The 19,226-nt window shown below is 43.4% G+C and carries 21 protein-coding genes; 17 read left to right on the top strand and 4 right to left on the bottom strand.

Going from position 1 to position 19,226, the window contains the following annotated elements; genetic code table 11:
• Positions 1 to 10 precede the first annotated feature (10 nt).
• Genes Q8O20_RS07650 through ccoS form a run of 5 tightly spaced genes read left to right on the top strand, consistent with a single transcriptional unit; the run spans position 11 to position 4,203 of the window.
• A complete protein-coding gene (locus Q8O20_RS07650) occupies positions 11 to 598 on the top strand; it encodes an SIS domain-containing protein (protein ID WP_305530689.1) in 588 nt (195 codons plus the stop codon).
• Between the two features lies 1 nt (position 599).
• Complete coding sequence (gene gmhB, locus Q8O20_RS07645; protein WP_305530688.1) at positions 600 to 1,103, top strand: D-glycero-beta-D-manno-heptose 1,7-bisphosphate 7-phosphatase; 504 nt, start codon at positions 600 to 602, stop codon at positions 1,101 to 1,103.
• Positions 1,103 to 1,582: an asparaginase domain-containing protein gene (locus Q8O20_RS07640; protein WP_305530687.1), complete on the top strand. Its 480-nt coding sequence runs from the start codon at positions 1,103 to 1,105 to the stop codon at positions 1,580 to 1,582. Before gmhB ends, Q8O20_RS07640 begins: the two co-directional genes overlap by 1 nt.
• A complete protein-coding gene (locus Q8O20_RS07635; RefSeq protein WP_305530686.1) occupies positions 1,575 to 3,968 on the top strand; it encodes a heavy metal translocating P-type ATPase in 2,394 nt (797 codons plus the stop codon). The genes Q8O20_RS07640 and Q8O20_RS07635 overlap by 8 nt, the downstream gene beginning before the upstream one ends.
• A gap of 13 nt (positions 3,969 to 3,981) precedes the next feature.
• A complete protein-coding gene (ccoS, locus tag Q8O20_RS07630) occupies positions 3,982 to 4,203 on the top strand; it encodes a cbb3-type cytochrome oxidase assembly protein CcoS (protein WP_294896907.1) in 222 nt (73 codons plus the stop codon).
• Positions 4,204 to 4,244: 41 nt separating this feature from the next.
• Here ccoS and Q8O20_RS07625 read toward each other — a convergent pair whose 3' ends face one another.
• Positions 4,245 to 4,541: a c-type cytochrome gene (locus Q8O20_RS07625; protein ID WP_304739445.1), complete on the bottom strand. Its 297-nt coding sequence runs from the start codon at positions 4,539 to 4,541 to the stop codon at positions 4,245 to 4,247.
• Positions 4,542 to 4,663: 122 nt separating this feature from the next.
• Between Q8O20_RS07625 and rfaD the strand changes: the two genes are divergently transcribed.
• The 3 genes from rfaD to Q8O20_RS07610 are packed head-to-tail and all read left to right on the top strand — an operon-like array spanning position 4,664 to position 7,685.
• The gene (gene rfaD / locus Q8O20_RS07620; RefSeq protein ID WP_305530685.1) at positions 4,664 to 5,674 is read left to right on the top strand and encodes an ADP-glyceromanno-heptose 6-epimerase; all 1,011 of its coding nucleotides are present in this window, start codon (positions 4,664 to 4,666) and stop codon (positions 5,672 to 5,674) included.
• Positions 5,671 to 7,104: a D-glycero-beta-D-manno-heptose-7-phosphate kinase gene (gene rfaE1, locus Q8O20_RS07615; RefSeq protein ID WP_305530684.1), complete on the top strand. Its 1,434-nt coding sequence runs from the start codon at positions 5,671 to 5,673 to the stop codon at positions 7,102 to 7,104. The genes rfaD and rfaE1 overlap by 4 nt, the downstream gene beginning before the upstream one ends.
• The gene (locus Q8O20_RS07610) at positions 7,098 to 7,685 is read left to right on the top strand and encodes a YfaZ family outer membrane protein (RefSeq protein ID WP_305530683.1); all 588 of its coding nucleotides are present in this window, start codon (positions 7,098 to 7,100) and stop codon (positions 7,683 to 7,685) included. The genes rfaE1 and Q8O20_RS07610 overlap by 7 nt, the downstream gene beginning before the upstream one ends.
• Here the strand turns inward: Q8O20_RS07610 and waaF are convergent.
• A complete protein-coding gene (gene waaF / locus Q8O20_RS07605; RefSeq protein WP_305530682.1) occupies positions 7,674 to 8,636 on the bottom strand; it encodes a lipopolysaccharide heptosyltransferase II in 963 nt (320 codons plus the stop codon). The two genes, Q8O20_RS07610 and waaF, sit on opposite strands and share 12 nt — an antisense overlap.
• Entirely contained in the window at positions 8,633 to 9,805 is a 1,173-nt protein-coding gene (locus Q8O20_RS07600) for a glycosyl hydrolase (protein WP_305530681.1), read from the bottom strand. Before Q8O20_RS07600 ends, waaF begins: the two co-directional genes overlap by 4 nt.
• A gap of 54 nt (positions 9,806 to 9,859) precedes the next feature.
• Here Q8O20_RS07600 and Q8O20_RS07595 point away from each other — a divergent pair, with 54 nt between their 5' ends.
• Complete coding sequence (locus Q8O20_RS07595; protein WP_305530680.1) at positions 9,860 to 10,831, top strand: glycosyltransferase family 9 protein; 972 nt, start codon at positions 9,860 to 9,862, stop codon at positions 10,829 to 10,831.
• On the opposite strand, the gene Q8O20_RS07590 is transcribed toward Q8O20_RS07595, so the two are convergent.
• On the bottom strand, positions 10,791 to 11,558 hold the full coding sequence (locus Q8O20_RS07590) for a lipopolysaccharide kinase InaA family protein (RefSeq protein WP_305530679.1): 768 nt from the start codon (positions 11,556 to 11,558) through the stop codon (positions 10,791 to 10,793). The two genes, Q8O20_RS07595 and Q8O20_RS07590, sit on opposite strands and share 41 nt — an antisense overlap.
• Positions 11,559 to 11,628: 70 nt before the next feature.
• On the opposite strand from Q8O20_RS07590, the gene Q8O20_RS07585 reads away from it, so the two are divergent.
• The 8 genes from Q8O20_RS07585 to Q8O20_RS07550 all read left to right on the top strand — a co-directional run bounded on the left by Q8O20_RS07585 (position 11,629) and on the right by Q8O20_RS07550 (position 19,216).
• Positions 11,629 to 12,369 (top strand): polysaccharide deacetylase family protein, encoded by a 741-nt coding sequence (locus tag Q8O20_RS07585; protein WP_305530678.1) that lies wholly within the window; start codon positions 11,629 to 11,631, stop codon positions 12,367 to 12,369.
• Entirely contained in the window at positions 12,369 to 13,115 is a 747-nt protein-coding gene (locus tag Q8O20_RS07580) for a glycosyltransferase family 2 protein (RefSeq protein WP_305530677.1), read from the top strand. The genes Q8O20_RS07585 and Q8O20_RS07580 overlap by 1 nt, the downstream gene beginning before the upstream one ends.
• Before the next feature lie 58 nt (positions 13,116 to 13,173).
• Positions 13,174 to 13,929 carry a glycosyltransferase family 2 protein gene (locus Q8O20_RS07575; protein WP_305530676.1) on the top strand — a complete coding sequence of 252 codons (756 nt, stop codon included), beginning with the start codon at positions 13,174 to 13,176 and terminating at the stop codon, positions 13,927 to 13,929.
• Positions 13,930 to 13,996: 67 nt separating this feature from the next.
• Positions 13,997 to 15,319, top strand: a complete 1,323-nt coding sequence (locus Q8O20_RS07570; protein ID WP_305530675.1) for a UDP-glucose/GDP-mannose dehydrogenase family protein — start codon at positions 13,997 to 13,999, stop codon at positions 15,317 to 15,319.
• Positions 15,320 to 15,322: 3 nt separating this feature from the next.
• Entirely contained in the window at positions 15,323 to 16,381 is a 1,059-nt protein-coding gene (locus Q8O20_RS07565; protein WP_305530674.1) for a glycosyltransferase family 4 protein, read from the top strand.
• Positions 16,382 to 16,385: 4 nt separating this feature from the next.
• Positions 16,386 to 17,408, top strand: coding sequence for a glycosyltransferase family 9 protein (locus Q8O20_RS07560; RefSeq protein WP_304739474.1), 1,023 nt, complete (start codon positions 16,386 to 16,388; stop codon positions 17,406 to 17,408).
• Entirely contained in the window at positions 17,405 to 18,229 is an 825-nt protein-coding gene (locus tag Q8O20_RS07555; protein WP_305530673.1) for a glycosyltransferase, read from the top strand. Before Q8O20_RS07560 ends, Q8O20_RS07555 begins: the two co-directional genes overlap by 4 nt.
• Positions 18,230 to 18,238: 9 nt before the next feature.
• Positions 18,239 to 19,216, top strand: coding sequence for a glycosyltransferase family 10 domain-containing protein (locus Q8O20_RS07550; RefSeq protein WP_305530672.1), 978 nt, complete (start codon positions 18,239 to 18,241; stop codon positions 19,214 to 19,216).
• The last annotated feature ends 10 nt before the right edge of the window (positions 19,217 to 19,226 follow it).

Here is a 19,226-nt window from a genome sequence, read left to right as displayed (position 1 = left end):
GGAAAACACGATGAAAAACTACATTATCAAACAAATTGCAGATTCAGCGGCGACCAAACAAACTATTTTAGAGAATGAGCCGCTTTTGGACATGATCGTCACCGTTGCGCAAGCGTGTGTTGAAGTCTATCGACACGGGAAAAAGACGATGTTAGCGGGTAACGGCGGTTCAGCGGCCGATGCACAGCATATCGCGGCGGAATTGGTCGGACGTTACGGATTTGATCGCCCCTCAATCCCTTCGTTGGCACTAACCACCGATACCTCTAACCTCACGGCTATCGGAAACGATTACGGATACGATAAAGTCTTTTCCCGTCAGTTAGAGGGGATGGCGCAAGAGGGGGATCTCTTTATCGGTATCTCAACCTCGGGTAATTCGCAAAATATCATTAATGCTTTTGAATCGGCGAAAGATCGCGGGGTAACCACGGTGGCTCTCGTCGGACGAGATGGCGGGAAAATGGCAGAAATGGCCGATTTCGCGATCATAATCCCCTCAAACGCAACCCCGCGTATCCAAGAGTCCCATATTTTGATCGGGCATATCCTCTGTGATATCATCGAAAAAGAGCTTTTCGGCGGCGGAGTAGCGTAAGGTGAATAAAGCCCTGTTTTTGGATCGTGACGGTGTTGTGAATGTTGAGAAAAATTATCTTCACAAGATCGAAGATTTTGAACTCATGGAGGGAATCGTCGATGTGTGCCGTACTTATGCGGAACAAGGATATCTCATCATTATCGTCACCAATCAATCGGGGATTTCGCGGGGGTATTACACCGAAGAGGATTTTGCCCATCTCAGCCGATGGATGGTGGAACATTTCAAAGCGTTGGGAGTTACGATTACCCATATTTATCACTGTCCGCATCATGAGAGTATTGATGGTGCATGTGAGTGCCGTAAACCCTCCCCGGGGATGTTTTTAGAGGCTCGAAAAGAGTATGACTTGGATATGGAGCATTCGGTAATGATCGGGGATAATGAGAGGGATATCGAAGCCTCTCTTAAAGCCGGTGTCGGGAAAAATATTCTTCTCACCTCAGAAACACTCACGTCAAAAGCCGATCAGATTATCCATTCGTTGCGGGAGTTGCTCTGATGCTCATTATTAATACGGGTGGTACGTTTAATAAACGGTATGATCCGATAAAAGGTGAACTGTTTGTTCCTCAGGATAACTCTGCGATAGAAGCGATACTCACATCAATGGTGATCGATATTTCTCTTCAAGGAATACTTTATAAAGACTCTTTGGAGATGGATGATCATGATCGCTTTGTATTAGGGAAAACGATTACAGAGTCGGAAGCGAAAACGATTATCGTTGTTCACGGAACCGATACGATGGATGTGAGTGCCGAATACGTAGCGAGTCTGGGATTGGATAAAGTGATTGTTTTTACGGGGGCGATGATCCCTTTTACTATTGATCCGCTAGAGGCGACGGCGAATCTTTCAATGGCAATCGGTTATGCGAATAATGGCTCAGCAGGGGTTCATATCGTGATGCAGGGAATTATGGGAAGATATGAGCAAGTGAAAAAAAATAAGTCTGCAGGGAAGTTCGAATATGTCTAAAGTCAAATGTGATCATTGCCATCTGGAGTTTAGCGATGATGTGATGATTCACGATGGGGAGTATCGATTTTGCTGTAACGGGTGTCGAGGGATTTTTCACCTTCTCAAAGATGAGGGGCTGGAGAGCTTTTACTCCAAAATGGGTTCTACGACCCTCTCCCCCCCTACCGAGCAGTTCGAAGCGAGTTCCAATTTTGATACCCCCGCCTTTAGTGAGCGGTTTGTGACGACCACCAACGAGGGGCTTTCCCAAGTCTCTTTAGTCATCGAGGGGATACATTGTGCGGCGTGTGTATGGCTCAATGAAAAGGCACTTCACAAGATGGAAGGGGTTATCGAGGCGCATATCAACTATACGAACAATAAAGCTCGTATTACGTGGAACTCAGCGGACGTCAAGCTCTCTGCCATCATTGATATGATCCGCGCCATCGGATACAACGCATTTCCGTATGACTCTTCACTTCAAGAAGTACGTGCCAATAAAGAGCGCAAAGAGTACTATCTGCGTATGGCGGTAGCGACCTTCGCGACGATGAATATGATGTGGATTGCCGTGGCTCAATACGCGGGGTATTTTACGGGGATTACTCAGGATATTAAAACCATTCTCAATATTGCCGAGTGGGTATTAGCGACTCCCGTACTTTTTTACAGCGGATGGGTTTTTTATCGCGGAGCCTACTACGGGTTGCGTAATCATGCAGTGACGATGGATTTACTCGTCGTTACGGGTTCGAGTCTGGCGTATCTCTACTCTATTTATATTACGGTATTTGAAAAAGGGGAAGCCTATTTCGATTCGGTGGCGATGATTATCACGTTTGTCCTCTTCGGGAAATTTCTCGAAGTCCTCAGTCGTAAAAATGCCGCTGATACCCTCGACATCATCGGTAAACACATTCCGCGTGAAGTGAGTATCCTAGAGGGAGAATCTATCCGATCCGTCGATGTCAACGAAGTCAAAGTCGGGGATGTAATTGTGATCCGAAGCGGTGAGCGCTCCGCAATTGACGGTGAAGTAATTTCAGGGGAGGGGAGTTTTGATGAAAGTAACCTCACGGGAGAATCGGAGCCGATTTTTAAACGTATCGGTGATCGGATCATCAGCGGAACAACAAGTATCGATGCCCTGATCCATTATCGGACGACCAAAGATTTTGCCCATTCGACCCTCTCGAATCTTGTCAATTTGCTCGAGAATGCCATGGCACAGAAGCCCTCGATTGAGCAGCTGGCAAATCGTCTTTCGCAACATTTTTCATCAACGATCCTCTTCGCAGCAATTGCAACTTTTTGGGCTTGGTATTTTTGGCCGCACAGTTTTGATCGCTCGCTCATGGTGGGGATTTCGGTCATCATCATCGCCTGTCCGTGTGCGCTGGCTCTTGCGACTCCTGTAGCGACGCTGGTAGGATTGGCTCTGGGTGCGAAGAGGGGGATTCTCTTTAAATCGGCGGCACAGATCGAGACGATGGCAAAAGCGACTATGGTTGTTTTGGATAAAACGGGAACGATCACCCAAGGACGCCCCGAAGTGGTTTATGCCACGATTCACACAGCTTTTGATACGGGAGCTTTGCATACACTCGTCTCCTCTTCTAAGCATCCGATCAGTCGAGGGGTAATGGAATATTTGGAGCGAACGGAAGAAGCTATTGAATCCGGCACTATCGAAGAAGCGCGTGAGATTCCCGCTCGAGGGATGATCGGACGCTCTAAGGGGGTTATGATCGCGGGGGGGAATGCGCTGTTGATGCAAGAACTCGGGATTGAGGTCGATTTCGCGAGCGATAAAAGTATTTTTTATTATGCTGTAGAAAATCAATTGGTTGCGACGTATGAGTTGCGCGATCTTCCGAAAGAGAGAGCTTCTCAATCGATTGAGGAACTTAAAAAATTGAATCTTCGGGTGGTAATGCTGACGGGGGATCATGAAGCGGCAGCCGTGAGAGTCGCTCACGAGGTTGGAATCGACGAGGTACACGCACATCTCACCCCTGAGGGGAAAGCGGCATTTATTGAACAGGCGCATAATGAGGGGCATATCGTCGTGATGGCGGGGGATGGGGTCAATGATCTATTGGCACTAGCATGTGCCGATATTGCGATTGCGATGGGGAACGGGAGCGATATCGCAATCGAGGTGAGTGATGTGGTGTTGATGAATGATTCGTTGACGTCGCTCGCTGAAGCATTCTCTATCAGCCGTAAAACGTATGGGCTTATTAAACAAAATCTTGGGATTTCACTCGTCTATAATTCGATTACGATTCCGCTGGCGATGATGGGGTATGTCATACCGCTGCTTGCCGCGATTTCAATGTCGTTTAGTTCGCTCCTCGTCGTCGGGAACTCGATGCGAGTACGTTGGATGTATAAATAAAAGGTAGGTAATTATGGATTCTTGGGTAATCGCGATGATGCTGGGTGCATCGCTTTTTTTAGGCGGTATTGCCTTGGTTGCATTTTTGTGGGGAATTAAAAACGGTCAGTTTGACGATGAGAAAAAAATGATGAATCAAGTACAGTATGATGATGAGCGTGAACTGAACGATGCAGCTAATCAGCAACGTAAAAAAGAGTCAGTGAATAAAAAAGAAGAGTATCGACCGGAATAGAAGAGAAAAAAGAACTCACCGCAGGTGCGGTGAGCGAGGTATTATTTAAGACCTGCTACGTAAGAAGCAAGAGCTTTGATGTCAGCATCTGACATTGCAGCAACTTGACCTTTCATCAATGCACCCATACCCGCTTTGTTCAAAGTACCAGCTTTGTAACCTTTGAGTGAAGTTTCGATAGCACCAGCTGATTGACCTTTTACGATCGCTGATTTACCAAGAGCCGCTTTTTCGAAAGAAGCACCGTGACAAGCAGCACATTTAGCTGAAAGAGCTTTTCCATCAGCAGCCATTAAAGATACACCAGCGAATAACATTGCAAGAGCAATTTTTTTCATTTGTTTTCTCCATTTAAAATTTCGCCGCTATTATATTCCTATCTATCTTAAATCACTCTAACTGTTTAACCTTTAATAAAGAGTTTGTTACAATATGACACTACCTTTAAGAAGGATTATCTATGCGTTACAGTGATGTTAATTTAAACCAAAAAACGATTTTGATAACGGGAGGGGCAGGTTTCATCGGCTCCAACCTCGCGTTTTATTTTCAGGAGCATTATCCACATGCCCACGTCGTCGTATTGGATCTTTTCCGCTCGAATTTGACCCTCTCTAACGGCAATCTCAAAAGTTTCGGTCATTTTAAAAATCTCCTCGGGTTTAGCGGCGAAGTGATCAGCGGCGATATCAACGATAAAGCGTTGCTCGGCACACTGCAAAAAAACTATAAATTTGATTACATTTTTCATGAAGCGGCGATTTCGGACACGACAGTGCTGGAGCAGGATTTGATGATCCAAACCAACGTCAATGCGTTTAAAGATCTCCTCGATATCGCGGTAGCGCACGGTGCCAACATGATTTATGCCTCATCGGGTGCGACGTACGGTGACGCTCCCTCTCCTCAACGTGTGGGACGTGAAGCGCCTCAGAACGTTTATGGCTTCTCAAAATTGATGATGGACCATTTGGCGCGTCAATATTCTCAAAAATTTGAGCATATTTCCATTGTCGGTTTGCGCTATTTTAATGTCTACGGGCCGAGAGAATTTTTCAAAAATAAAACCGCATCGATGGTAGTACAATTCGGACATCAGCTGTTATCGGGAAAAAATCCGAAGCTTTTTGAAAATTCTGACCAAATCTTGCGCGATTTCATCTACATTGAGGATATTGTTCAGGCGAACATTCTTGCGATGCATCCGAGAGAAAACGGTGTGTTTAATGTCGGAACAGGGAAGGCACGATCGTTTCAATCGATGGTTGATATTCTCCAGAGCGAGTTGGGGACATCCTTTACGTGCGAATATATGGCTAATCCGTATGTGGGGCGTTATCAGTTTCACACCGAGGCGGATATCGAATCGACAAAGAGTGCTTTGGGGTATGAGCCCCGTTTTGAGTTTGAACAGGGGATTGCGGCATACGTTCCGGAAATCAAACGTCTTTTCGAGCAGGAACTCTCATGAGAGCGCTTCAAAACGCTCACCCCCATATTCTTGTTATCGGGGATTTGATGATTGACCATTATTTGTGGGGAGGGTGCGAGCGGATCTCCCCTGAAGCTCCCGTGCAGGTGGTCGATATTGCCCGTGAAACGACCGTCCTCGGCGGTGCGGGTAACGTGATCAACAATCTGGTCACTTTGGGGGCACAGGTGAGTGTCTCAGGGGTTATCGGTGATGATGAAAACGGGGCAGAACTGCGTGCTATGCTCTCTACGATCGGGGCGTCCAGTGAGGGTTTGATTACTCAAAAAGGGCGAAAAACATCGAAAAAGAGCCGTATTATTGCCTCCAACCAACAGATCCTTCGTTACGACAAAGAGTCGAAAGAGGCGATCGATATCACTAGTGAAACGGCTATTACGGCTTATGTAGAAAGTGTCCTCGATAGATGTGATATCGTTATCCTCTCCGATTATGGAAAAGGGGTGATTACCGACGCAGTTGCACTCGGGGTTATTACGGCCGTGAAGCGAGCGGGGAAAAAAGTACTGGTCGATCCCAAAGGGAAAGATTACCGCAAATATCGAGGAGCCTATCTTTTGACTCCCAATAAAAAAGAGGCCTCCGAAGCGACAGGGATTGTGATCCAAGACGAAGCAAGTCTGAAAAAAGCCCTTTTGAGTCTTAAAGAGACGTGCGATTTAGAGTGTTCTATGATTACCCTCTCGGAAGACGGTATCGCCATTTATGATGAAACGATGCGTCGTTTCCCGACGGTTGCGAAAGAGGTCTTTGATGTGACCGGGGCGGGGGATACGGTGATCGCTTCCCTCTCATTTGCACTTAGCTGCGGATATACGATTGATCAAGCCGCTCCGTTTGCCAACCATGCCGCCGCCGTTGTTGTCGGCAAGATCGGTTCGGCAACGGTAACACTCGGAGAGATTGAGGAATATGAGTCGAGTTTGCACCAGAGTACCTCCGATATGCATATCAAAAGTCATGAAGAGATTTTTGCCCTTGCAGATCGCCTTAAAAAAGAGGGTAAAAAAGTCGTTTTCACCAACGGGTGCTTTGATATTCTCCATGTCGGCCATGTGAAATATCTTCAAGAGGCCAAAAGTTACGGGGATGTGTTGATCGTAGGGCTTAATTCGGACAGCTCGGTTCGAGAGCTCAAAGGGCCTACTCGTCCCGTCAATGTGCAGGAAGATCGTGCTTACATTTTAGCTGCGCTGGAATCGGTCGATTATGTCGTATTGTTTAGTGAGGAGACACCGCATGAGTTGATCAAAAATATCGGACCCGATATTTTAGTCAAGGGGGGCGATTACGAAGGTAAAAGCGTCGTTGGTGCGGAGTTTGCCAAAGAGTTGCGACTGGTGCAGTTTGTGGACGGAAAAAGTACGACCGCTACGATAGCACGAATTAATGAAGGAACCCCATGTTAAAAAAAATAATCATCACTCTCCTTATGGCTACATCTGTATTTGCGGCACATCAAATAGGTGTGAATGTTAATGACAAAGAGGTGGGCGGCGAGATCCGATTGGATGTTGGACGTATGGGAAATGCAATGAGCAATGCCTATATCGGTGCCCGTTTTCTGAATGGGGATAACAATAACAGCACAACGATTGCTGATCCTGATCCTCTGATGGAAGTATCGTTTATGGTGATGCAGCCGGTGCGTGGAGTGCCGGGGTTGAAAGTAGGACTGGGGATCAAAGCCGAGTACACCGAGATTGACGGACAGCGCTACGCGGCAGTACCTTTGGGGGTTGAAGCAGAGTTGCAATTGCCGATTAATACGCCGTTTCCGTTTTATGTGAACGGAGCGTTTTACTATGCTCCCTCTAGCCTCTGCTTGAAAGAGGGGGACGGTTATCTGGAAACTCGCATCGGTTTGGACATCGAACCGATTGAAAATGCCCGAATCGGTGTCGGATATCGCACGATTGATACCGATTTGAAAACACGCGATGTGACCTATAACGATGCGTGGTATTTCGGGATGCGATTAGACTTTTAAGTTTCGTACCGCTTCAATCACCTCATCAGGGGTGATGCTTGTCATACATTCATGATGTCCGAGAGGGCACTCTCTCTTCATACACGGTGCACATTTCATCTCATGCCGTACGATCATACTATTATCATTCATCCATTGGGACGTTTCCAAGTGTCGCGTCGGACCGAAGATCGCAACGGTCGGAACACTATACGCTGCCGCGACGTGCATTGGACCGCTATCGTTGGTAATGAAGAGATCTAATCCTCCGATAAAACTGCACAGCTCTGCAATTGAGGTTTTTCCGGCGAGATTGGTGATGTTGACTCCGTTTAAACGGGATGCAATATCGTTCGCCATTCCTACTTCATTCGGTCCGCCAAAGAGAATGATCTCAAATCGATCACTGTAAGCGCGTGCTACTTCGGCAAACTTTTCGGGATACCACCGCTTGGCACTGCCATACGTTGCTCCCGGATTGATTCCGAGTGTCGGTCGTGAATAGCGATGGGACGGGATATGGAGTTTTAGATTTTCTATGACGAGAGGAGTGTTACTGAGGCTTTGGGCTATGTCACGATATTGTTCCACGAGATGGGAAGAATGTGAGGGTTTGATGGCATGTCTAAGTAAAAGAGTTGAGTGCCAGCTTTTACGCCCTGCAGTGATCGCAGATCCGCTCCAAAAGAGGAGCAATGATGAGTGGAGTTGATTGCGAAAGGTAATCGCCAGATCATGTTGCCCTAACACTTTCGCAAATCGGTAGGTATTGATAAATCGATTGCCCCCCTTTTTCGTCTCATCGACGTAGTGGCGTTTACACTGAGGATGGTATTTGAGCGCTTCGATACTGACATAAGACCCGATTAGTGTCAACTCAGCGTCGGGATAGATGACGCAAAGAGCTTCGAGTGCGGGAGTGGCCATCACCGCATCGCCGAGCCAGTTGGGGAGAATGAGCAGTATTTTCACGATTGAGCCTTGTAGGTATAGATAGGTGCTGAGGTGAGGGTCCATGTGACGTGTAATTTCCCTCTAGGGGTTGAGCAAATGAGCCGATATGCATCGACACTGTGAGAGAAACTCATAAACTCTGCATCACCCAGATGAGAGTGCATTACCCGATACGATTCAAAAGCATTTCGTTTACGGATTCCTTCACGGTTGTCGATCAGCCCATACCCAGGTGCGATCAGCTGATGCCAATAAACGCAGCTCACTTTCTGAGAAGCAAAGCTAAGGAGATGATAGCGCACCATGAAAGCGGCATAATCCTCTTCGCTAACACATTCATGTTCACTGGTGGGGGCATAGGGGGCGGTATTTTTGATCGGCCAGTTGGTTTCGGTGATGATGAGCTCATTGGCCGTTTTTGGACTGAGGGAGATGAGGGCGTTTAAAAGATTTATTTTTCCTATAAGACTAAATCCCATTTGGGTGTTTTCGGGTGCTCCGCGACGATCGACGTAGAGGAGGCTCCCTAGTGCATCGAAGTGTATACGTGCGAGATTAAAGAGGGCATGGGCGCTAAAGTGGTACTCAAAATCGATAACGTTAGAGCCGATGAGCTTGAGATGGGGGAAGCGTGTTTTTTTCAGATCGTACGCGACGCCGTAAAAATCGAGATACTCGTTAACACTGAAAAATCCCCATTTGGCACGGTTAATGGTTGAACCGATAACATACGTAGAGCAAACCCCGTCCAATGCTTCGAAAATCTGGGTGAAATGATCTTTTGTCATGCTCAGAGACGTAATATGTTCTCGATCTTGGAGCAGTGCGACCGTGATCTCTTTTTCTTTAAATGAGCGGATAAAGGTGACATACTCATTTAAGCGATCCATCTCCCACAGCGGAATACGTATAAGGAGTTGTTTGACTCCCAGTTCATCGAGGAGATAGGGGGTGGTATTGGGCTCATAATCTAGATTCACCCCCATACCGAAAAAGTGCTCGCCGTTAATGGTACGTCGCGGCATAAACGGCATAAGCACCAAGGCTAAGGGCAGTGTAACGAGGGCGATCAAAAAGGTTTTAATGAGTGAGGGGAGGGCACTGCGCCGCATGGAGCGTTTAAGAGCACGATCTCGGATTATGGAGGGCTGATCGGAGTAATGATCCCAGGCAAACGGTTGTTTCATGGTGAGATTATAGCGATATTGGGTAAAATAACCGCATTAAAACAAGGGTGAACAATGAATATTTTGGTAGTGCGTAACGATAAACTGGGTGATTTTATAACCGCTTTACCTACTCTCTATGTTTTAAAACACCATAACCCTTCAAATCGAATCATTGCCCTCGTCGCCCCCTTAAACCGAAAACTCGCCGAATCGTGCGACTTTATCGATGAGGTGATTGTCGATGAGAGTGAAGATATTCTCGAACTTGCTTTTAAAATCAAACAAGCCCGAATCGATGTGTCGATTACCCTTTTTTCCAATACCCGCGTCGCTTTGGCACAATGGATAGCACGTATCCCACTCCGTATTGCCCCCGCCACGAAAATCGCCCAGATTTTTTACAACCGACGAATCAGACAGCGTCGCAGTGAAGTGAAGATGGCAGAGTTTGAGTATAACTTGGAACTGACAAAAGCTCTTTTCCCCGATATCACTCTCGATTTTCCGAAGCCGCTCTTGCAGTTAGAGGGAAGCGCGGACGCGTATAGTGCGTTTTGTGCCGAGTATGGGGTTAGCAGAGCGGTAGTTGCTTTTCATCCGGGATTCGGCGGTTCTTCGGATGCCAACTGGACATTGACGGAATACATCGAATTGGTAAAAATCGCTGAAGAAGATCAAAGTATCGATGTCGTGATGACGTTTGGTCCCGATGAGGAAAAACTCTACGATGAAGCGAAAGAACTTTTGGGAGAGAGTCGAGTGATATTGTACCGTTCACGCGGGAGTGTCGTCGATTTTGCCAGACTTTTGAGCAGTTTTAAACTGTTTATAAGCACCTCGACGGGGACCTATCATTTGGCGAGTGCAGTAGGGTGTGAAACATTCACTTTTTTCGCCGATACCCTCTTTGCCTCAGCGGCACGATGGAAGAGTATCGGGGAGAAACAGCGCCATTTTATGATCCCCTTAGATAGCGCGGGGAGGGTGGCTATGTTTAAGAAGGTCAAGCAGGAGTTGAAAAATCGCCTTTCAACACTTTCTTGAGTCTCCTTTTAAAGTTTTTCGTCCGCTTGTTTGCATCGTTATGACGCTTCATCTCACTGATTGTGAGTGCTTCATCCAATCCGCTTAGACGTGCATATTCACGCCCCATAATTTCCAGTTCTTCATCAAATGCCCATAACTTATTAAAGTTTTCACACCCCTCTAGTGGTGAGATGTCTCGAAATACCATCCGGTTAATATCGACGATGGAGAATTGATAGCCATTCTCGGTTCGTTTGATCAAAATATTTCCGGGAGAGTAATCCAAATGCCATACCCCTTTTTGGTGTAAATCGTAGGTATAGGCGGCAAAAGAGGTGAAAATAGATTCACGATCTTCGAGGGGTTCGAGGAGGGGGGAGCGGATCGTAAAATCGTAGTCGAAAAATTCGCTGATAAAATAGCTGTCCGCCAACAGTTCTGATTCAAAAAATTCGATGAGGGCAATCGGCTCTGGAGTTGAAACACCAAGTTTCTCCAAACGCAATGCATTGTGATACGATTTATAGGCTTTACTTTTGCGAAAAAACGTATAAACGATGCGGTTGAACAAATGGGGGACTTTGAATGATTTAACGACTGTTTTTACGCCAGATAATTCAATGATTTTGAGTTCATTACGTGCTTTATGGATGCTATGTTCATCCTTCAAAAAAATGGATCGGATGTTCTTAAATGTCTCTTGTATATAGCCATATTGAGGCGGAAAATCGCATTTAAAATTCATACTGACCTTTGAGTAAGTGAGGGTGTGGTATGATACTTTATTATTCCTGAAACACTTCAAGAGGATGTGAATGTTTAGCGTCATCATGTACCATCATATTAACAGTGATGATCTCCCACTTTCCAATAGTGACACAATGATGGGCGCACATTTAGCCTATATTTCCGAGCATTTTACGACACTGTTTCCAGGAGATCCGATCACGTCGGATTCAATCTGCTTGACATTCGATGATGCCTACTACGATTTTTACCATTACGTTTTTCCGCTGCTTAAAAAATACAACCTTAAAGCGCTTCTCGCGGTTCCCTCAGCCTATATTTTAGAGGATACCGATATCCCCCCAGAACGGCGGTTATCTCTTAAGCATCACGAAATATACAAAGCGGATAATTACAAAACATATGCGCCTTTTTGTACCTATATGGAATTGCGAGAGATGATACAGAGTGGTCATGTCGTAGTAGCTTCTCATTCGATGAATCATCTGAATCTGAGCGAAAAGGGTGCAGACTTGGAAAATGAAATTTTTAGCTCAAAAGTAGCTCTCGAAGAAAATCTCGGGGTTAGGGTGGAGTCTTTTGTTCTCCCTTATGGAAAATATAACAATGCGGTGGTAGCATTGGCACGTGAGCATTATCCGTATGTATTTCGAATCGGAAATGCCTTTAATTCCTCATGGGAAGGAATAGGGGGATTGCTTTACCGGATCAAGGGTGATGCTCTCTCAACCCCTGATTCGCTGTTCAGACCGCTAAAGCAGGCCGGGTTTTGGTTTAAAACGATTGTTAAGATGGTGAAGGGATCGTGATGAATGTTTCGGCGGTAATGATTGTAAAAAACGGTGCCCGAACGATACAAAGATCGCTGGAGAGCCTGAAACAGTTTGATGACGTTATCGTATACGATAATGGTTCGACGGACGGTACGCAAGCCATCGCGGCACAATATCCAAACGTCCGATTGATTGAGGGTGAATTTGACGGGTTCGGACCAACTAAAAACCGTGCTGCCTCCTATGCGGTTCATGATTGGGTACTTATTATCGACAGTGATGAAGTCGTCGATGAAGAGTTATTACTGGCCCTTCAATCTGAATCGCTTGATCCAGAAACTATTTATATTGTCAATTTTCTCGCCTATTATAAAGAAATTCTGATCCGGTACTGTGGGTGGAACAACCAAAAAATTCGCCGTTTATATAATAAAACTGTTACCCGTTTCAATGATAACTTCGTTCACGAAAATATTATTGACGAGGGAATGAAAAAACTCCCTATTGCCGGCAATATGAAGCACTACAGCTACATGAGTATAACCGATTTTATCATTAAAGTCGATCGCTACTCAACCCTTTTTGCGACCGATAATGTTGGCAGAATAAAATCATCTCCGACTAAAGCATTTTTTAATGCACTTTATTCTTTCTTTCGCACGTATATTCTCAAACGGGGCTTTTTGGATGGTTATGCAGGTCTTGTCATTTCTTTTTCTCACATGGCAACTAATTTTTATAAATATATAAAACTTTACGATATGAATAAGCAAATCAAATGAAAATATTAAATTTAGCGTGGATTCGAGTAAGTACCATTTCGAGTGGAAGAAATATCAGATGTCTATTTCCGTTGTTATAATCGTTAAAAACGGTGGAAGCATACTTCATCGTTGTTTGGAAAGTTTGAGGACTTTTGATGACGTTGTCCTTTACAATAACGGCTCTACCGATGATACCGCTCTTATTGCTGCATCCTATCTCAACGTACGTTTATTTGAAGGGGAATTTATCGGATTCGGCCCGACCAAAAATACGGCTGCAGAGTACGCAAAGTATGATTGGATACTTTCATTGGATGCGGATGAGGTGCTCGAGTCGGCAATAGTTGAGGAGATTAAGGGATTAGCGCTTGAAGCCAAAACCGTGTATACTCTTTTGCGTAAAAATTTTTATAAATCGACAGAAATAGCCCATTGCTGGGGGGCGGATGAAATCGTCCGTATCTATAACCGTACAACAACTCGTTACAGCGATAAAGCGGTACATGAACATATTCTTACCAATGGAGTGAGTATACAAAAGCTTTCCCACAGTTTTAGTCATTACCCCTACCAGAGTATTTCAGAATTTATCCTCAAAGCCGACCGCTACTCTACTCTGTTCGCTGAGGATAATGTCGGTAAAAAAAGTTCTTCTCCCATAAAAGCGTTTTTTAGCGGACATTACTCTTTTTTCCGAACCTATATTCTCCGACGAGGCTTTTTGGACGGATATATGGGGCTTATAATCGCATTTTCTCATATGGTGACTAATTTTTATAAATACATTAAATTGTACGAGATGAATATGGCGCAAAAGAAGAAAACGCTATAGAAGAGCGATTTAAGAGCGATTTGGATAAAATCTAATGAATAAAGCAAGGGAATAAGGGCATTTTTAAATGAAAATATCGGTTATCGGAACGGGATATGTTGGATTAGTGAGCGGAACCTGTTTCGCCCAAATGGGAAACAGTGTAACGTGTGTGGATATCGATCAGAATAAAATCGATAAACTTATTCAAGGAATCATTCCGATTTATGAACCCGGCTTGGAAGAGTTGGTTTTTGAGAACTATTCCAAGGGGACACTAAAATTTACCACCAATATCGCTGAGAGTATCGCCAATACGACGATCAGCTTTATTGCAGTCGGTACCCCTATGGGGGAAGACGGAAGTGCTGATTTACAGTACGTTCTTGCTGTTGCCAAAAGTATCGGACAATATATGCAGCATTATATGGTGGTCGTTGATAAATCAACGGTTCCGGTCGGTACTGCGGAGAAAGTACGTGCGGCAATTCAAGCTGAACTCGATGCACGTGGAAGCGATCTGACTTTTGATATCGTCTCTAATCCCGAATTTTTAAAAGAGGGTGCGGCCATCAAAGACTTTATGCATCCTGACCGTGTCGTGATCGGTGCTGACAGTGAAAAAGCGATGAAGATTATGCACGATTTGTATGAACCGTTTATGAAAAATCATGACCGCTTTATCGGAATGGATATTAAAAGTGCTGAGATGACCAAATACGCCGCCAATGCTATGCTCGCCACCAAAATCAGTTTTATGAACGAAATGTCAAATATCTGTGAGCGAGTCGGTGCTGACATTAACAAAGTACGTAATGGGATCGGAAGCGACAGCCGTATCGGATACAGCTTTATCTATCCGGGATGCGGATACGGCGGAAGCTGTTTTCCTAAAGACGTTCAAGCCTTAGCAAAAACGGCGAAAGATTTCGGCTACACTCCAAGAATTTTGGATGCGGTCGAAGCGGTCAACTACGATCAAAAACACGTTATCTCTCAAAAAGTATTGAACCGTTTCGGGCAAAATCTCGAAGGAAAAACGTTTGCCGTGTGGGGATTGGCGTTTAAACCTGAAACCGATGATATGCGTGAAGCAAGTGCGATTACGATTATCAACGACCTCACTGCAAAGGGCGCAAAAATCGTTGCCTATGATCCGAAAGCACGCCATGAAGCGGAACATTTTTATCTCAAGGGCAATGCTAATGTAAGCTATGTTGATAGCAAATACGATGCGCTAAAAGATGCAGATGCTGTGATTTTAGTGACAGAATGGCAAGAATTTAGAAGTCCCGATTTTGATGAGATGAGAAAGCTCCTTAAGTCGGCTATTTTCTTCGACGGACGCAATCAGTTTAACAAAGAGCGGATGGATGAATTCAGATTTGAGTATATTCAAATCGGAGTATGAATTATGAAGTCTAAAAATATTTTGGAATTGTGCCTTTCTCCTGATTTGGGAGGCCTTGAACTTTATATGGTTCGGGCGTCACACTTTCTTAATGCGTACAGTGTTATTAATGAGAACGGAAAACTTGAATCGTATTATCAAAATACCGATGTTCACTATTCTAAAATCGGTCGTTACAGTTTTATAAAACTGGCTCGTCTTATCGATGAAAACGATATCGATGTACTTCATTTGCACTGGACAAAAGATATTCCGATAGCTGTTCTAGCAAAATTTTTTAGCCGTAAAAAACCGAAACTGGTTCAAACTCGCAATATGCGAATGACCCGTTTTAAAGATGATTTCTATCACCGTTTTGTGTATAAAAACATCAATATGATGCTTGCCGTGACCCATCAGGTAAAAGAACAGATTGAAAAATTTATTCCCGCCGATATTCGTCCTAAGGTCGAAGTTCTCTATATGGGAGCAGAGATACCGCAAATTTTGAGCTCCAAAGAAAAAGAAGATTTTCGTCAAAAAACGGGTCTTGGAAATGAGTTCGTTGTTGGGATTGTAGGACGTATCGAAGAGGCGAAAGGGCAGCATCTTGTCCTGGAAGCGGTTAAAAAATTGAATAATAAGGGTATCGCTTCAAAAGCTTTGGTGGTCGGGCACGCTATGGATCAAAAATATCTTGAAGCATTACAAGAACACTATTCCGACTATGCAGTTTTTACCGGATTTACGCAAGAAGCCCAAAAATATATGCAATTGTGCGATGCACTGGTTTTGGCTACAAAAAATGAGACATTCGGATTGGTTGTGATTGAGGCAATGATGTGCGGCATCTGTGTCGTAGCCAGTGACAGCGGCGGACCGCTGGAAATTATTGATGATAGTATAAACGGATTATTGTTTCAAACCAACGATTTAGCAGATTTAACACTAAAACTCGAATCGTTGTGTAAAGTTGAAAATAAAAAAGAGACTCTGGCGGCAGCTGGAAAAGTCAAAGCACTTGAAAAATTTGAAAGTCAAAAGCAGTTTGCAAAACTAGCTGATTTATTGGAGAGGGAGTAAAAAAATGTATCTATGGGCACGTGAAAAAGGCGGATATTCATCAAAAAAAGCACGCCAAACAGCTGAGCAAATGACCCATGAAAGTGTGCGAAGTATTGCAATAATGCGTCACGGTGCTATTGGGGACTTAGTCATATTACGGCCGCTTTTACTTGAACTTCGTGAAATTTTCCCAAATGCCTCTCTCACATTAAGTTTGGTCGATCATTATCAATATGGTGCACCGATTGATTTGGTGGACAATGTACATATTGTTTATAAAAAAATAGAAGGTAAGAAGACATCGTTTTTTGAACGCATTAAGCAGATGAAAGCGTTGGGTGAGCATGATATTATAATGGATATGGCAGATGATGCATTATCCATGTGGACGATGATACTTAATAAAGCTAAGTTAAAAATGGGTTTTCCCTATCGCGAATATCGTAAACTCTTCTTAGATATTGTGTTGGAGCGTTCCGATTTTCTGTTGGAGACTGAAAACTTACTCCATTTTGCTAATGTTTTTGGTGCAAGAAGCAAACACCCTTTGCAATATGCATTACCTAGTTATGTAAGAGATACAATAAACCCATATATCTGTTATTTCACAAGTGCTTCAACGCAACATAAGTGTTGGCCAAAAGATCATTTTATCGAGTTAGTACGAAAAATGTCGAAACAATTTCCAAAAATGACCCATATACTTATGGATGGTGTTAAACCGGATGAGAAAGTCGATGATATGATCGATGCACTCAAAGATTGTCTAAATGTCCAAAAACAAGAATTGCTTGGGCTTGACAAAGTGTATGAATATCTTGGGAAAGCAACGATGGTAGTCGCTAATGATACCGGAGTCAGAAATATGGCAATAGTTGTAAATACACCGACGGTAGGGATATTTTTTGCGACGGGTGCCTTTCGCTATTGGCCAAGAGACGGACTGCATGAAGCGATATTTACCCCTAATGCTACGATCCCGAGTATAGAAATGGTTTTTGAACAAAGTGTTGAGCATATTCGAACGCTGGGTATAAATGAATGAAAGTTTCAGTAATCGTTCCAACCTACAAAGATACAGATGCATTAAAGCTGATTCTTAATGCATTAGAGCAACAGACATATAAAGATTTTGAAGTCATCATAGCTGAAGATGATAACTCTACTGAGGTAAGAGAATACATTGATGGATACCATCCCTCGTTTGATTTAAAACACGTGTTTCAAGAAGACAAAGGGTGGAGAAAAACAAGGGTATTAAATCAAGCAATAAAGGCATCAGAAGGGGATTATCTTATATTCTTTGATGGGGATTGTTTGCCTTATAGCACATTTGTAAAAAACCATGTTTCATTGAGTGAAAAGAATCGGGTAGTTTGCGGACGACGTGTTAATTTAGGGGATATGATCAGTTTCGCATTGAGAAATAGAGAGATAAATGTTGGAGAGATCGAAGCGAATTATTTTCGAAATTACTCGAAGCTAAAACAAGATGGATCGCGTCATATTGAGCAAGGGTTAGATATCTTATCATGGTCTTTTATTCCAAAGTTTTTATTTGAGCTTTTTAATCGCAATATACGTTTAGTTGGATGTAATTTTTCAGTGTATAAAAGTAAAATGGTTGAAATAAATGGTTTCGATGAAGGATATCCTACCGGAGATATAGCGGATGATGTCGATATTGAATGGCGCTTAAACGCTATTGGCGTATATAACAAATCGTGTAAATATGCTGCTAATTTACTTCATTTAAATCATGATAGAATTGATCGTAAGCCGCAGCACGATAAGAATTATGCGGAGATGCTGGCAAAGCAGAAAATAAATCAACTGCGATGTGTCAATGGCATTGAGAAGTTGTAAGGGAAATCGATGTTAGTACAGATCGTAAAGAACTATAAAGATAGCTATCGGGATTATTCACCGGCGAGAAGTATGCGCTGGGGCGATGTTGAATTTACGGAAGAGAAAGTCAAAGAATGTGATTTTGTCGTAGTACTTAATACTCCTAAAAAAAATGTCAAAGTAAAATGTTCACCTGAAAATATTATGGCGATTATGCAAGAGCCCTATCATCATGGTGATACGGATTGGATGAATGATCAGCTTGAAAAATATCATTATGTACTGAGTAATCATACCCCTAATCCTATGCCGCAAAGAACACAGATTATTCCCTCACACGGTGCGTTGCATTGGTATGTTTGTAAAACATATGATGAACTTAAAGCCATTACCCATCCGATGGCAAAAGATCGCGTTATTTCGTGTATTGCTAGCAATTTAACACGTTGGCCCGGACATAAAAAGCGAGTTGCTTTTATTGATTATCTAAAAGAACATAATGAATTAGGAATTGATTTTTACGGTAAAGGGACGCAGTTTATCGAGGATAAATGGGATGGCGTAGCTCCATATAAGTACAGTATCGTCATAGAAAACAATGATATAGACGATTATTGGACCGAAAAAATCAGTGATGTGTATTTGGGATATGCGCTTCCATTCTATTTTGGATGCACCAATATAGATCATTATTTTCCTGAAGATTCTTACATTTGGATTGACATTAACGATCCTCTAAAAGCACTTCAAACGATGCGCGAGGCAATAGAGAATAATGAATGGGAAAAAAGAATTGAAGCTATCACGCAAGCAAGAGAACTTTTGTTAGATAAATATAATCTTTTTCCTTTTGTAGCAAATTTTGTAAAAGAGCACTATGTTGAATCACCGAAGAAAAATTTTATACTGGCTCAGTATCACTATTCGTTAAAAATAAGATTAAAAAGATATTTGGCTCGTAAGCAAAAAAAGATTCAAAAAATAGCCGCATTTTTTAAAAAATAATATGTTGAGA

Origin of the sequence: Sulfuricurvum sp. (assembly GCF_030691015.1) — a bacterium.
Classification (GTDB): domain Bacteria; phylum Campylobacterota; class Campylobacteria; order Campylobacterales; family Sulfurimonadaceae; genus Sulfuricurvum.
This window is presented reverse-complemented; position numbering and strand designations above follow the sequence as displayed.